The organism is Terriglobus sp. TAA 43 (assembly GCF_000800015.1).
Lineage (GTDB): Bacteria > Acidobacteriota > Terriglobia > Terriglobales > Acidobacteriaceae > Terriglobus.
In genome coordinates, this window is record NZ_JUGR01000001.1 from 665684 (window position 1) to 681377 (window position 15694).

At 59.9% G+C, this 15694-nt stretch carries 7 protein-coding genes; 6 read left to right on the forward strand and 1 reads right to left on the reverse strand.

The genetic code is table 11. The annotated features are described in order from the left end of the window. Positions 1-5 precede the first annotated feature (5 nt). Positions 6-2759 carry a PD-(D/E)XK nuclease family protein gene (locus tag M504_RS02705; RefSeq protein ID WP_047487678.1) on the forward strand — a complete coding sequence of 918 codons (2754 nt, stop codon included), beginning with the start codon at positions 6-8 and terminating at the stop codon, positions 2757-2759. Next, positions 2756-6460, forward strand: coding sequence for a UvrD-helicase domain-containing protein (locus M504_RS02710; RefSeq protein WP_047487681.1), 3705 nt, complete (start codon positions 2756-2758; stop codon positions 6458-6460). The genes M504_RS02705 and M504_RS02710 overlap by 4 nt, the downstream gene beginning before the upstream one ends. Before the next feature lie 69 nt (positions 6461-6529). Here the strand turns inward: M504_RS02710 and M504_RS02715 are convergent, their stop codons facing one another. Continuing rightward, positions 6530-7504 carry an energy transducer TonB gene (locus tag M504_RS02715; RefSeq protein WP_047487685.1) on the reverse strand — a complete coding sequence of 325 codons (975 nt, stop codon included), beginning with the start codon at positions 7502-7504 and terminating at the stop codon, positions 6530-6532. A 399-nt stretch (positions 7505-7903) separates the two neighbouring features. Here M504_RS02715 and ileS point away from each other — a divergent pair, with 399 nt between their 5' ends. From ileS to M504_RS02735, 4 genes are read left to right on the forward strand one after another with little or no spacing between them, the layout of a single operon-like run. Next, positions 7904-10768 (forward strand): isoleucine--tRNA ligase, encoded by a 2865-nt coding sequence (gene ileS, locus M504_RS02720; RefSeq protein WP_047487688.1) that lies wholly within the window; start codon positions 7904-7906, stop codon positions 10766-10768. Positions 10769-10773: 5 nt separating this feature from the next. After that, positions 10774-11328, forward strand: coding sequence for a signal peptidase II (lspA, locus tag M504_RS02725; protein ID WP_052200266.1), 555 nt, complete (start codon positions 10774-10776; stop codon positions 11326-11328). Positions 11329-11383: 55 nt separating this feature from the next. Further along, on the forward strand, positions 11384-14350 hold the full coding sequence (gene uvrA / locus M504_RS02730) for an excinuclease ABC subunit UvrA (RefSeq protein ID WP_047493192.1): 2967 nt from the start codon (positions 11384-11386) through the stop codon (positions 14348-14350). Further along, positions 14347-15666 (forward strand): tetratricopeptide repeat protein, encoded by a 1320-nt coding sequence (locus M504_RS02735; RefSeq protein WP_047487691.1) that lies wholly within the window; start codon positions 14347-14349, stop codon positions 15664-15666. The genes uvrA and M504_RS02735 overlap by 4 nt, the downstream gene beginning before the upstream one ends. Positions 15667-15694: the final 28 nt, after the last annotated feature.

The window sequence follows — 15694 nt, forward strand, 5'->3', positions numbered from 1 at the left end:
GGAGAATGTCAGCCGCCGCAGCGAATCTGCTACCGAACCGCCTGGGCGACCTGATGACGGCCATGCAGCGCGGTGCGACTGTTCTCACACCGAACGTTCGCTCAGCTCGCACTCTGACCCGCCTCTACGACGCGGAGCGCCGCGCCGAAGGACTGACCGCATGGCAACCGGCGCGTGTCTTTTCCTGGAGCGGCTGGACATCCTCCCTCTGGAACGAAGCCATCCTTCTCGGCCACGTCCAGTCGGTCCTGCTCAACAGCCTGCAAGAGCAATCACTATGGATGCGCATTCTCGAGGCCTCTGGCGATCTCGGCTTGCAATCCGCGCGCTCCGTCGCACGCCAATGTAGTCGCGCCATGCGTCTCCTCGGGTCGTCCGATCTGGAAGATACCTTCGCCCGCACGCCCGCAAGCGCAGTTTCAGACGCGGCCGCATTTCACGGCTGGTATCGCGATTTTCTAAGCGCCTGCCAAAGCGAACAACTGTTGCCCAGCTCGCATCTGGATGCGGAACTCAGCAGTCTCTTCCGTCGCAACACCTCCATCACGGAGAAGGAATACATTCTCTACGGCTTCGATGCCCTGCTCCCATCACAGCGTTCGTTGCTGAGTGCGCTGGAACACGCAAGTGCAACCATCGAGCATCTGCCCGCGGATATGCCGCAGCAAACGTCGCCAACGCTGGTTCGCTGCGACGATCCTCACGCAGAAATCGACGCCTGTTGCCAATGGGTGCGCGACACGCTGGCGACCAATCCCACCGCACGAATCGCCATCGTCGTACCTGACCTGCAGGAATGCCGCTCCGTACTCGAACGAACTCTCCGCGTCACCGTCGCACCCTGGCTCGAAGACGTAACGCAGCCTCACAGCAGTTCGCCGTACGAGTTTTCGACCGGACGGCCGCTCCCGCAACTTCCCATGGTTGCAGACGCACTGCTCCTGCTTCGCTGGTGCGCCTCGGCCGTATCCGTCGAAGATGCAGGAGCCATTCTCCGCAGCCCTTTCATATCGCTCGCGCCCTCCCCTGAGCGTGGTGCTGAGTTAGAGGCCTGGACACTTCGCAACACGCGTAAATTCCGCAGCGCCACCGGCCTCAGCGGCACCATCACCCTGCGCGAATCGCAGCGCCTTCTGCACAAAGAAGATCCCCATACCTCCAGCCACGTAGAAGAACTCGCAAAAGCAGCCGCCCCGTGGACACAGTCCACGCACAGCTTTGCCAGCTTTTCAGACGGTGCGCGCAAGTTGCTGGAAACCGCAGGATGGCCAGGAAACGATCTGGACAGCAACGAATTCCAGGCACAACAGCGCTGGAACGAGGTACTCGACCGTGTCGCCACACTGGACCTGCTCGGCGGCCACACCACCTTCGCAGAATGGCTGGAGACACTCACCGCAACACTGCACGAGACGATCTTCGCCCCCGAAAACACCGGCGCGCCCATCCAGGTAATGACACCTTCCGAAGCCGCCGGCAACACCAGCGACTTCCTCTGGTTTCTCCACGCAGACGAGCAGACCTGGCCGCAACACACCTCGTCCAGCCCGCTGCTCCCCGCCCGCTTTCAACGTGCATTGCGCATGCCCGGATCGGATACGCTCGTCGATGAGGAATCCGCTCAGCAGATCACACTGCGCTGCTTCAACAGCGCCGCCACGGCCTGTTTTAGCTACGCCGCCGCGCGTTCCGAAGGAGAGTCTCGCCCCTCGCCGCTGGTCTCTGCTCTTCCTGGCGTTCAGCGTGAGAACGCTTTCGTCTCCAGCACCCCAACCGCCATCCCGTTGGAAGATCACGTTGATCCTCTCTCACTCCCTGACCTCTCCGGTATCGCATCCGGCGGCGTTGGCATCCTCACCGAACAAGCCCAATGCGGCTTCCGCGCCTTCGCGCTCCATCGCCTGCAGACCCGCGAGATGGAAAGCATCGAAGCCGGTCTCTCAGCAGGAGAGCGCGGCGACGAAGTACATACGGCACTTCAACTCTTCTGGGACAACTGCAAGACACACGAACAGTTATCGACCCTCAACAAGACGCGCTACGACGATGGCACAACAGCGCGCGATACCCTCCTTGCCGAATGCATAGCGCAGGCGCTTCCCGCACGCCCTGCCGCTGGATGGGACAGCGCCTACATCGAAGTGCAGCGCAAACGCCTGCACCGCCTGCTGTCCGACTGGCTCGACTTCGAATCCCTTCGCAAACCATTCTGGGTAGAAGGCATGGAGGTCGAAGTGGACGAAGCCCACATCGGCCCGCTCGCCATGAATCTTCGCGTAGACCGAATCGACCGCATCCCACTTGCCGACGGCAGCGAAGCCACACTTCTCATCGACTACAAAACCGGCTCGGCCGAGCGCAAAGATTGGTTTGGCGACCGCCCCGACGCACCACAACTCCCGCTGTACGCCATTGCAAGCGGCATCCCTGACGTGCAAGGCATCGCCTTCGGGCGTGTTCGCGTTGGCAGACTCGGCATGAACTTCGAAGAGATGCTCGCCGACCGCGCACTCCTTGGCGATCAAGCCTCGAAAGGGCGTCGCACCGAACCCACCTTCGCGGAACGAATGGAAGAGTGGCAGCATGACCTCACCACACTGGCCGAAGCATTCGCTCGCAGCGAGGCCGTCGTGGAACCCAAGGACTACCTCATCACGTGCAAACGCTGCCCCAGTCGCCTGCTCTGCCGCGTAGACGTAACGCGTCTCGAGCCCGACGACGACACATTGGAGGAGACAGAAGAGGAGGGCGCAGTATGATCGTCCCATTCCCTACCGCCCTCCCCTCGCAACAGATTGCCGATCTCCGCGAACGCGAAGCCGCGTTAGACATCACCTCATCCTGCATAGTGGAAGCGCCCGCAGGCTCAGGCAAAACGGGGTTGCTGATTCAGCGCTTCCTCAAGCTACTCGGCACCGTAGACGACCCCGCAGAAGTCCTAGCGCTCACCTTCACGACCAAGGCCACCGCCGAGATGGTCGAGCGCGTTCTGAAGGCACTGCGTTCTGCTAGCAACGCAACCGAACCGCCGACAAACGAGTTCGCGTTACTCACGCATCAACTAGCCCAAGCCGTGCTGCAGCGCGACCGCGAACGCGGCTGGCGCATCCTCGATCGCCCGCATCTTCTCAATATCCGCACCATCGATTCGCTTTGCGCGTTGATCGTGCAGTCACTGCCAATCACCTCCGGCGGCATGTCTTCAGTCAGTCCCGTGGCCGATCCACGCCCGTACTATCTGCAGGCCGCGCACGCCGTCATGAGGCGTTTCGGCAGTGGCGACCCAGTGCTGGATGCTGCGATTGAAACCGTACTCCTTCACCGCGATGGCGACCTTCCCTTCTGCGAACGAGTCCTCTCCGAAATGCTTGCCACACGCGACCAGTGGGGCAGCCTCATTCCTCTGGGCAAAGCGCTTACGGAAGAGCATCTCGAGAACATCACGCTCCCACGCTTGAACGCCTCTCTGCGCCGTACCATCGAACAGGCACTGAACGAAGCCTGCGAAGGATTTGACGACGACACTCTCAACGAGATCGCACGCATCGCCGAACGGCACGCCTTCGAACCCGGCTACAAAGACGAACCCAACCCGCTTCTGCCCTGCGCAGGCCGGCAGAATCGTCCCGGCAGTACGGTGGGCGATCTTCAACACTGGCAGGCTCTCGCGCGCCTCATGCTCAAAGCAGATGGCTTTCGCGCTGCATTCAGCGTCAATCACATCGGCACAAAACTCTTCAAAGACGACGCGGATCGCCTAAAAGCCATCCTCGAAGACATCGCCTGCGATGAACTCTTCCGCCGCGTCGACGCAGTGCGAGCATTCGCTCCGGAAGCCACCTACCCTGAAGACCAATGGCGAGTCTCCAAGGCTCTCTTTCGCCTGCTCGAACACGCCCTCGTCGAACTCAAATTGCTCTTCGCCCGCGAAGAAGTCTGCGACTTCACAGAGATCGCCCTCTCCGCGCGCGCCGCTCTGCAAACCCAGGAAAGCGGCCTGCTCGAAGTCTTCGGCACACGCCTGCGCCATCTTCTCGTCGACGAAATGCAAGACACTTCCTCAGGCCAGTACGACCTCCTGGAGCAACTCACTGCAGGGTGGGACGGTCGCAGCCAAACCGTCTTCCTCGTCGGCGACCCCAAGCAGAGCATCTATCTCTTCCGTCAGGCTCGCGTCGACCGCTTCCAGAAGTGCATGTCCGACGCGCGATTGGGCGACATCCCTCTTCAAGTCCTGCCGCTGACAACCAACTTCCGGTCCGGTGGCCACATCGTCTCGCAGTTCAACGAAACCTTCAGCGCCATCTTTCCCGCCGACCATCCGGCCGACGGCGACGTCGTCTTTCACGACGCAACCGCAGCCAATCCAGCACAGCCCGGCGAAGGCATGGACTGGACCATCGAGGCCGTTCCCACCTCTTCCGACCTCGCAGAAAATCGCCGCAATCGCCGCTTCGCCATCCGCCGCGAAGCCCGCGAAACCCTTGCTGTTGTCAAAGCCGCGCGTGTGGCATGGCTACAGGAAAAGCAACACCGCATCGAAGTCGGCGACAAGAAAGACTTCCCGTTCAAAGCCGCCGTTCTAACGCGCGCCCGCAATCACGTGATCGAGATTGCCAAGCAGCTTGAACGAGCAGGCATCCCCTATCGCGCCGTCGATCTGAAGCCTCTCGCGGAACAACAGGAAGTACTCGATCTCGTCGCCATCACACGCGCCCTGCTCCATCCCGCCGATCGCATCGCATGGTTGGCGCTTTTGCGCGCTCCGTGGTGCGGCATCGAACTCGCACACCTGCACACGCTCGCAGCCGGTGACCATCCCGAACATCGCAAAGAATCGCTGCGACTTCGTCTGCGGGAACGCGCAGAAAGCCTCCCTGAACAAGCGAGAGAACGCGTCATCCGCACGCTCGACATTCTCGACGGAGCGCTCCGCCACACGGGTACCGAATCATTGGCAGACCGCGTGGAACGCACATGGCGGTCCCTCGGCGCCGACCTGTACCTGGCGCCCACCGAACGCGAAAACGCCGCAGACTATCTACGCGTTCTCGACGCGATGGAATCAGAGGGCGAATCATTCACCCTGCCTCACCTCAACCGACGCCTCGATCGCTTATTCGCCCGCTCCGGCAACGCACCCGACGCCATCGACATCATGACGATCCATCGCGCCAAGGGCCTCGAATGGGACACCGTTATCGTTCCGGGCCTGCATCGCATCCCCACGCGCGATACCTACTCTGCGCTGGAATGGCTCGAACTTCCGACGCGCGGCGAAGACGGCTCCGGCGACGTTCTCATGGCGCCCCTCCCCGGCAAAGGCGGCGAGCCGGGCGCATTACTGAACTTCATCCGCACACGCAAACGAGCGCGAACCTACGCTGAAATCAAGCGCCTCTTCTACGTAGCCGTCACACGCGCGCGCACCTCGCTTCATCTCTTTGCGTCACCGGAACTCTCGCAAAAAGGCGAGATCATTAACCGCGCCGGAACCCTCCTGAAAGCAGCATGGCCAGCCGCACAAAACTACGTAGTAATCCCGGTTGTCACCGAAGCCGAAAAAACTGAAGAAGCAGAAGCGGAAACAATCGCCCTCGCAGCCGCGGCAGAACTCATCCCGTTCCCCGCTCCCAAAACAGCTCGTGAAGTCCAGCTCCCAAACATCCAGCGCCTTCCGTCAGACGTTCACGCGGTAGAACGCCTCCGCGCAACCACCCCCGCCGATGTAAACAACACTCCGATTGCGCAACCATTCGCGCGGCCCGCCGGAACCTTCGGAGCACGCGCTGTCGGCAACGCCATCCACGCATTCGTCGACCGTCTCTCCAACGAACTCGCAACACGAACGACCGCTGGCGAAACGGTAGCCGAAGCCGCGCATTCGCTGCTCCACACCGTGCAATCGTGGCAACCCGCCATCCGAGCGATGCTGCGCGCAGGCTCGCTCCCACCCTCAGTAGTCGAACGCGCCTCCGCCACCGTCCTGCGAGCCTTAACAGCCACACTGCAAAGCCCAGAGGGACGCTGGATTCTCACCCCTCACACGGCAGCCTCCGGCGAGTCCGCATGGCACACCGGCGACGCAGGTTCAGAAACACGCATCCGCCTCGACCGCAGCTTCTTCGCCGGTCGCGAACCGAATCAACCCGGCGACAACATCTTCTGGATCATCGATTTCAAAACCGGCGACCGCACCGGTCCTAACGAAACCGAAGCCACCCGCAACGCCTATCTCGCAGAAGAACGCGCCGCCTACGAAGCGCAACTCCGCACCTATGCCGAAGTCCGCAGCCTGACCTTACCGCCAGGCACACCAATCCATCTGGCTCTCTTCTATCCGCTAATGGATCGCCTCATCTGGTGGCCCTACGAAACCACCACAGAGACACCGGCTCTCATCGCAGAAACAGAAAAAGCAGAACCAGATACCGACGGCCAATACTCTCTCTTCGGATAAGCGCCGATAGCAAAAAGAAATGCCCGCATCCAGAGGACGCGGGCATTCTTATTTCGTTTCTGAACTCCGCTAGAAGATCTGGAAGTTCACAGCGACATTCAGTTCCACCGGCACAGGCTGACCGCCCTTACGAGCCGGACGGAACTTGTACTGCGCCACCGCCTCACGTGCCTTTTCATCCAGTCCCATACCCACCGGACGAATCACCTTCACGTTCGTAGGCCGTCCCTGCGCATCCACAATCAGATGCACTAGCACTTCACCCTGGAACTTCGCCTTGCGGGCTTCTTCGCTGAACTCCGGATCAACCTGGTAGATCAGCACAGGAGCTGAAACGTCGCCGCCGATCCTGTAAGCTCCGCCACCGGTATTGCCGCCTTCGCCAGGTCCAAGGCCATTACCGCGACCGCTGCCCAGACCACCGCCACTACCGTTACCCAGCGATGCCACGCCAACATTCGGCGCATTCGGAATGCCAAGGTTCGGCATGTTGTTGTTGGTCATGTGCAGGTTCGTTTGCACGTTGATCGCCGGATCGACCGTCAGCTTCGGCTCAATCTTCGGCGGATTCGACGGCGGCACAATCGGGTGCGCTTCAAACTTTGGCAGACGTCCCTTGGTTACCGGAGCAATATCAGGCGCACCACCACCGCCGCCCATTGCCTGCTTGGCAGGTGCTTTGATGGGAGGTTGCGGTGCGGGTGTATCAAAGGAAACCTGCGTAAGTTGCGGCTTCTTGGCCACTACCACTGTGATGACTTTTTTGCCGATGTACCAGATCAGAAGAAAGATAAGCGCATGGACAACAACAGCCACCGCAGTCGACTTCGGATCGCGCTTAACGTCCATCGGGTTATCGACGGCGATCGGCTGCGATTCAAGAACAAGCGGCGGAAGCTTCTCCGGAAAGAAGACGTCCTTGATGTTGTCCACCAGCGACGTAAACGGGCTAGTGGATTTCAGCTCTTCCGGTTCGCCGAGGTTTGGTCCGGCGTCGGTACGGCGGCTATGTTCTGTGGGCGGTTCCTGAAGTATTGTCGCCATCGCCTCTTGATCTCTATCACTCGGCACGCTTCAACCGCGTGCGGAAACTTTCTGTGGCTGCGTGCTCCGGATTCGTTTCGATCCGCCGGCTCACAAAACAGTGCCGGATTTCAGAGTACACAAGCCGGGGTGCGGCGTCTTTGGCGTCCGTCCGCATTGTACAAAAGCGAATACCCCGGCGTCAGGTCCGGGCACACAACAGCGCCAACTGCTGTGTACCCTGTTTGACGCGCGAAACCTCGCATTAGTCACAACGCAAAGATACGAAGTCTGGAATGCGGAAGTTCCCATTCTCACGGCGATGACACAACACCGCTTACAATAAGAGTTTGGGCGCTGCGACGGGAGCGACTGGCCGTAAGTGCCGGTACGTCAAAGCCGGGGCCCACGAGGAACAGGATGGATCAGGCGAATACGCCGCAGCAGTTGCCCGTTCAGTTGAAAGATACGCTGAACCTGCCCAAAACCGCCTTCCCCATGAAGGCTAACCTGCCCGGCAATGAACCGGCGCGCCTGCAGGGATGGAACGAATCCGACCTGTACGGTCAAATCCGCCAGAGCCGCGAAGGCCGCGAAAAATACATCCTGCATGACGGCCCCCCGTATGCCAATGGCGCCATCCACCTCGGCCATGCGCTGAACAAGTGCATTAAAGACTTCGTTGTGAAGTCCAAGACCATGGCCGGTTTCGACGCGCCCTATGTCCCCGGTTGGGACTGCCACGGCCTGCCCATCGAAATCAAAGTCGACGAACAACTTGGCCGCAAAAAGCTCGAGATGGACGCCCTCACCGTCCGCCAGCAGTGCCGCGAATATGCGCAGAAGTACGTCGATCTTCAGAAGTCGCAGTTCGTCCGCATGGGCGTGCTCGGTCGCTGGGACAATCCTTACCTCACGATGAGCTTCGGCTACGAAGCCCGCATCCTCGAAACCTTCTACGCCTTCTTCGAAAAGAACTTCGTCTACAAGGGTTTGCGCCCCGTCTACTGGTGCATGCACGACAAAACCGCGCTCGCCGAGGCGGAAGTCGAGTATGAGATGCACACGTCGCCCAGCGTTTACGTGCGCTACGCACTGACCTCGGCGCCGGAAAAGATCGATCCCGCGCTGGCGAACCTGGATGTCTTCGGACTCATCTGGACGACCACTCCGTGGACCCTGCCAGCATCACTCGCCATCGCGTTCCATCCTGAATTTGAATACGCAGCCATCCAGATCGCCGAAGACAACGCCACCTGGGGCAAAGGCAACGTCTACATCGTTGCCATGGACCTGCTTGAGTCGCTGAGTGCAGCGGCGCAGTTGCCTGCGTTTGAAATCCTCGCGCGCTTCCACGGCCAGAAGCTGGAACGTGCAACCTTTGCGCACCCCTTCCTGCCACGCGAAATCCTCGGCGTCATGGCCGAGTACGTCACCACGGAACAAGGCACAGGCGGCGTTCACACCGCGCCAGCCCACGGCCCGGACGACTTTGCCACCGGCAAGAAATATGCGTTGAGCCAGGCATGCGATGTCGATGAAGCAGGACGTCTTCGCAACGGCTTGCCCGAATACGACAACCTCAACGTCCACAAGGCGAACGCGCCCATCATCGAATTGCTCAAGGATCGCGGCGCACTCATGGCGCAGAGCGAAATCCATCACAGCTATCCGCACTGCTGGCGTTGCCACCGCCCCGTCATCTATCGCGCCACGGAACAGTGGTTCATCGGCATGGAAACGCAGATGCCCGACGGCCGCACCTTCCGTCAAAGCGCTCTGGATGAAATCGCCAAGGTCACGTGGGATCCGTCGTGGGGCCAGGAGCGCATCAGCAACATGATCGCCACGCGCCCGGACTGGTGCGTGAGTCGCCAGCGCATCTGGGGCGTGCCCATCGCGGTGTTCCTCTGCCAGAAGTGTCATGAGCCTCTGAACGATGCTGCAATCAACGCATCCATCGTGAAGAAGTTCGAAGCAGAAAGCGCTGATGCCTGGTACAAGTACAGCGCCGAAGAGCTTCTGCCGGCAGGAACAAGCTGCAAATGCGGCAACACTGAATTCCGCAAGGAAATGGACATCCTCGACGTCTGGTTTGAGTCGGGTTCCTCGTGGCATGCCGTGCTTGAATCAGAGCCGGAACTTCGCTTCCCCGCCGACATGTACACGGAAGGTGGCGATCAGCATCGCGGATGGTTCCATTCGTCGCTGCTCGCAAGTGTTGCAATTCGCGGCGTTGCGCCTTACAAGTACGTTGCCACTTCCGGTTGGACACTCGATGAGCAGCGTCGTGCCTTCTCGAAGTCACTCGGCAACGGCGTTGATCCCGTCAAGGTGATGGATGAACTCGGCGGCGACATCGTTCGTCTCTGGGTCGCATCGGTCGACTTCCGCGAAGATGTCATCGCATCCGTACCGCTGATGAAGCGCCTTGCAGAAGAGATCTATCGCAAGCTGCGCAACACATTCCGCTTCCTTCTCGCCAATCTCGATGGTTTCGTCCCTGCAACCGACGAAGTGGCATGGGATCAGATGGAAGCGCTCGATCAGTACATGCTGGCGCGTGCTTCCGAACTCGTCGAAAAGGTTCGCAAAGCATACGACGAATTCGAGTTCCATCGCGTCTTCCATGCACTGAACGAGTTCGGTAACTCCGAACTCTCAGCTTTCTATCTCGACGTTCTGAAGGACCGCCTCTACACGCTGGCTCCGAAGGACACGCGTCGTTTGAGCGCGCAGACAGCGGTATGGAAGATCACCGAAACTCTCGTGCGCTTGATCGCTCCAATCCTCTCCTTCACTGCAGACGAAGTCTGGGGCTATCTGCCGGAAGTTGCCGGACGTGCAAAGAGCGTTCACATTGCAGAGTTCCCTGCTGCTTCTGATCTCGCGCCTGCTTCGTCTGAACTGTTGAAGGACATGGCGCAAATCCGCACGGTGCGCGAAGCAGCGCTGAAAGTGCTGGAGGCAGCACGCGCGGCAAAGGAGATCGGCAAGGCTTTGGAAGCGCGTCTTGAAGTCGACGTGCCAAGCGGTGATATCGCCGTTGCACTCTCGAAATACGAGCGCCAGCTGCCGGAGTTGTTTGGCGTGTCGCAGGTTGTGCTGAAGCAGACAGAAAACGCGCCCGTGGAAGTTCGCTTTGTAAAAGCGGAAGGCACACGCTGCGAACGTTGCTGGCGCTTCACAGACGACGTCGGCAACGAAGGCCGCTACCCCACGGTCTGCGCACGATGTGCCGATGCGCTGGAGAAGATCGCCTTTCAACCGTACGCACAGGAGTAGACGTCTTGAGCGAGACACTGCATTCCAAATCCAGCACCTCGCGTGACGCGCGGTGGTGGCTGCTGCTCATCGCAGTCGCCGTCATCGCGCTCGATCGCATCACCAAGATCGTTGTGGCGACGCACATCGAAAGCGGCACAGGCATCGTCGTGATCCCGAGAGTGTTTCGCATCACGCATGTTCTGAACACGGGCGCAGCGTTCTCCATGTTTGCGGATTCGGCTTCACCCATCGCAGTGCGTCTTGGTCTCGTAGTGTTCTCACTACTGGTCACCGTTGGCATTGCATTTCTGCTGTGGCGTTATGGCAAGACATGGTCTGCCGCCAGCGTCGGCTTCGCTCTCATTCTGGGCGGAGCCATCGGCAACTTGTACGACCGCGCCGTGCTGCATTACGTCGTGGACTTCCTTGAAGTCCACATCGGTACCTATCACTGGCCAGACTTCAACGTCGCAGATTCGGCCATCTGCGTGGGCGCTGTGTTGCTGCTGGCGGAGATGATCTGGCCGCAGGAAGAAGCAGCGTCGTCTGCATCTGAAGGAGAAGTTCGTGGCGCCTGAGAAGAAAACAGGTCCATCCGCTCCGCTTCACTCTCATCAGGAGGGCAGCGTCGCAGTGGAACAAAAAGCAGTATCCCCCAACGATCACATCGTGATCCGTGGCGCACGCACGCATAACCTCAAGGGCATCGACGTCAACATCCCACACAACATGCTCACCGTGGTGAGCGGCGTGTCGGGTTCGGGTAAGAGCTCGCTTGCGTTTGACACGGTCTATGCAGAAGGCCAACGCCGTTATGTGGAATCCCTCTCTGCATACGCACGTCAGTTCCTCGAGCGCATCGAAAAGCCCGATGTAGAACACATGGACGGCCTCGCTCCGGCCATCGCCATCAAGCAAAAGAACCAGACCCGCAATCCGCGCTCAACCGTAGCCACCGCAACAGAAATCTACGACTACATGCGACTGCTCTACGCACGTTGCGGCACCGTCACATGCATTCACTGCGGCGGCATCGTGAAGCGCGACACAGTCGATGAAATTGCGACTGCGGTTCTCGCAATGGAAGAAGGCGCACGACTCTACGCACTCTTCCCCATCGTGCGGCGCGAAGTTGTGCTGGAGCCCATGCAGGAGTTCGCTCTCCCTGTGGTGGAAGAAGCTCCCAAGCCAAAGCCCAAAAAACTAGCGACAAAGAAAACCAAGACCGCAGAACAAACGATCGTCGATCCCTCTGAGCCATTGAAAGAACGGCTCGTCGAACTACGTCGCCGCGGCTTCAATCGCCTCTTTCAAAACGGCAACATCGTTGAGTTCTCCACGCCGGAATCGTTGCTCGAACTCAACTTCAGCGAACCGATCTACGTCCTCGCCGATCGCCTCAGCGTCAGCGCCGACGTACGTTCGCGCATTGTCGACGCCATCGAAACCGGCTACCGCGAAAGTGGCGAGATCGTCTTCCTCACCGCCCCCCGTGATGAAACCCAACCCCAGCGACTACGCTTCTCCGCAGCATTCGAGTGCGTGAACTGCCATCGCGCCTACCGCGATCCGGAACCACGTCTCTTCAGCTTCAACAATCCCTTCGGCGCCTGCCCCCGCTGCCAGGGCTTCGGCAACACCATCGACTTCGACCCCGACCTCATCATCCCCGACAAATCAAAGACGCTGGACGAAGGCGCAATCGATCCGTGGACGAAACCAAAGTACCGCGAATACCACGGCGTCATGAAGCGCTTCGCGCAGGCCAACAACATCCCGCTGAAGACACCCTGGTATGACCTGACACCAGCGCAGCAGAATGCCATCTGGGATGGCGGCACAGGCTTTCCCGGCATCCGTGGTTTCTTCCGCTTGCTCGACACGAAGAAGTACAAGCTGCACGTCCGCGTCTTTCTATCCAAGTACCGCGGTTACGCCCCATGCCCCGACTGCCGCGGTCAACGCCTGCGTGCAGAAGCCCGCGCAGTACTGCTGAACGAGAAGAACATCTGCGAAGCCGCAGGCCTCACCATCAGCGCAGCCCGCGCCTTCTTCGACGGACTGAAGCTATCGCCCGCACAAACCGAAATCGCCGGAAAGATCCTCGAAGAAGTCCGCCAACGCATTAGCTTCCTCGAACAGGTAGGCCTTGAGTACCTCACGCTCGACCGCCTGTCCTCCACGCTGAGCGGTGGCGAATCGCAGCGCATCCAGCTCGCAACGTCACTAGGCTCGCGCCTTGTCGGCGCACTCTACGTGCTCGACGAACCCTCCATCGGCCTGCACTCGCGCGACACCGCCAAACTGGTTAAGATCCTTCACGAACTCCGCGACCTCGGCAACACCATCCTCGTCGTGGAGCACGATCCCGACGTCATCACCAGCGCAGACCGCCTCATCGATCTCGGCCCCGGCGCAGGCGAACTCGGCGGTCAACTCCTCGCAACCGGAACCGTCGCAGAAATTCGCAAGGACGACCACTCCATCACCGGCAAATACCTCTCCGGTCGTTCACGCATCCCCGTACCCGCAGAACGCCGCGAACCCACGCGCGAAATGCTCAAACTCAAGGGTGCGCGCATCCACAATCTGCGCGGCGTCGACATCGAAATTCCGTTAGGAATGTTAACTGTCGTCACCGGCGTCAGCGGCTCCGGCAAGAGCACCATCGTCCACCAGGTACTCCATCGCGCACTCGAGTTTTCGCTCGGCGTAGAAGGAGTAAGCAGCGACGTCCAGCAGCTATACCGCGAACTCACCGGAACACACTTCATTCGTGAAGTAGTGCTGGTAGATCAATCGCCAATCGGCCGCACACCGCGCTCCAACCCAGTCACCTACATCAAAGCCTTCGACGCCATCCGCGAACTGTTCGCCTCGCAACCGGATGCACGCCGCAAGGGATACACCGCCGGTTCATTCAGCTTCAACGTCCCCGGCGGCCGCTGCGATACCTGCGAAGGTGACGGCACCGTCACGGTCGAAATGCAGTTCCTCGCCGACGTCGAACTCCCCTGCGAAGAATGCAACGGCACACGTTACAAGCCGGGCATTCTCGACATCAAGTACAAGAACCGCAACATCCACGACGTGCTGAACATGACCGTCCGCGATGCAGTTCACTACTTCGCCGGCAATCCGAAAATCGTGGATCGCTTACAGGTCCTCGAAGAAGTCGGACTCGGCTACGTCCGTCTCGGCCAGTCAGCAACAACGCTCTCGGGCGGTGAAGCACAGCGTGTAAAGCTCGCGTCACACCTCGCGAACATCCGCTCCACTTCACCGCGCGGTGAAACAAAGAAAGCCGCCAGCCGAGTACTTTACATCCTCGACGAACCAACAACAGGCCTGCACTTTGCCGACGTAGCAACACTGCTGCAAGCCTTCCGCAAACTGATCGACGGCGGCGGCTCGCTGCTGGTCATCGAACACAACATGGACATCATCAAGAGCGCCGACTGGGTCATCGACATGGGCCCGGAAGGCGGCTCCGCCGGCGGACAAGTCGTCGCAGTGGGCACACCGGAAGAGATCGCGCGCGTGCCAGAGTCATACACCGGCCGCTTCCTGAAACCCGTATTAGAAGGCGCAGTAGCATGAAGATTCTCGCGGCAGCTTTGCTGCTCTCACTTCCCGTAGCAGCGCAGATGGAAATGCCTCCCGGCACCACATCTGCCGTGCCACAAGATCAAGCTGCGCCCTCCGCTTCGCAGGCCACGCTGGCAAAAGCAGAAGACGCCATCGCCAACGGCAAGTATGCCGACGCAGTCACATTGCTAACTCCGCTCGCAACCGAGTCGCAGACCAACGCCCGCGTCTTCTACGACCTGGGATTCGCGCAAGACGCTCTCAACCATGACGCAGAAGCCGCAGCGGCCTACACAAAATCCATCGCGCTAAAGAGCGACGACGCAGGCGCGCACGTATCGCTAGGTCTGCTCTACGCACGCATGGGCGAAACAACCAAGGCCGAGGATCAACTACGTTCCGCAACAAAGATCGAAACCGCAGAAAAAGATCTACTTGCACGCGCCTGGCGAGCTCTCGCGGAACTCGATCTCAAATCGAACCCGACCATGGCGCGCAACGACCTCCTTTCAGCCCTGAAGTATTCTCCTGAAACTCCAGACGATGCCGCCACCGCCGCAGAAATTGCCGAAGCCATGGGCGACGATGACGCCGCATCTCAGGCCTACGCACACGCATCCAAGCTCAATCCGGCCAGCGTAGACGTGGCCCTGGGATACGCCCGGACGCTAACCCGTCAAAAGAAATTCACCCAATCAGAACAGGTGCTGACCAGCGCACTTGCACAGCATCCCGGCAACCATGCGCTGCTTGCCGAACGCGCATCGGAACAACTGCTGCAAGGCAAGCCTGAAACGGCATTACCCGCACTGCAATCCCTCCATGCGGACGAGCCCGAAAACGTAGCCGTAACCATGCTTCTCGCGCGAGCGTATTCCGCCTCAGGTGCCCCGGAAAAGGCCGAACCCATCTACACAGCCCTGCTGAAGACCTCGCCGAACGACGTAACACTCATGACGGAAGCAGCGGACACGCTCATCCGGCTGCGCCGCTCGCCCGAAGCCGAACCCCTGCTGCAGAAAGCCGTTTCCCAGCCCGACAAATTCCCTTCCAAAGCTGCTCTGGCGCAGGCGGCAGGAGAACTGGCGTTCGCCGCCTCTTCCAACAAGGACGCCGCCACGGTGCTGAAAGCATTGGCAATCCGGGAACCGCTGGCGCCCTCATCTGCCCCCTTTACATTTCTAGCGGCGTCGGCGCATGATACTCTGCATCACACGAAACAGGCGGTGGATGCATACCGCCAGTTTCTGTCACAGTCTGGTGGTAAGTATCCGGATCAGGAGTGGCAGGCGCAGCAGCGGCTGCAAATCCTGACAAGAACCAAGTAGGCCTCCGTATGTGCCCCGGCTTTGGGGA

Coding starts and splice junctions, on each gene's coding strand:
- M504_RS02705 (WP_047487678.1), top strand. CDS start 6: ATGTCAGCCGCCGCAGCGAATCTGCTACCGAACCGCCTGGGCGACCTG.
- M504_RS02710 (WP_047487681.1), top strand. CDS start 2,756: ATGATCGTCCCATTCCCTACCGCCCTCCCCTCGCAACAGATTGCCGAT.
- M504_RS02715 (WP_047487685.1), bottom strand. CDS start 7,504: ATGGCGACAATACTTCAGGAACCGCCCACAGAACATAGCCGCCGTACC.
- ileS (WP_047487688.1), top strand. CDS start 7,904: ATGGATCAGGCGAATACGCCGCAGCAGTTGCCCGTTCAGTTGAAAGAT.
- M504_RS02735 (WP_047487691.1), top strand. CDS start 14,347: ATGAAGATTCTCGCGGCAGCTTTGCTGCTCTCACTTCCCGTAGCAGCG.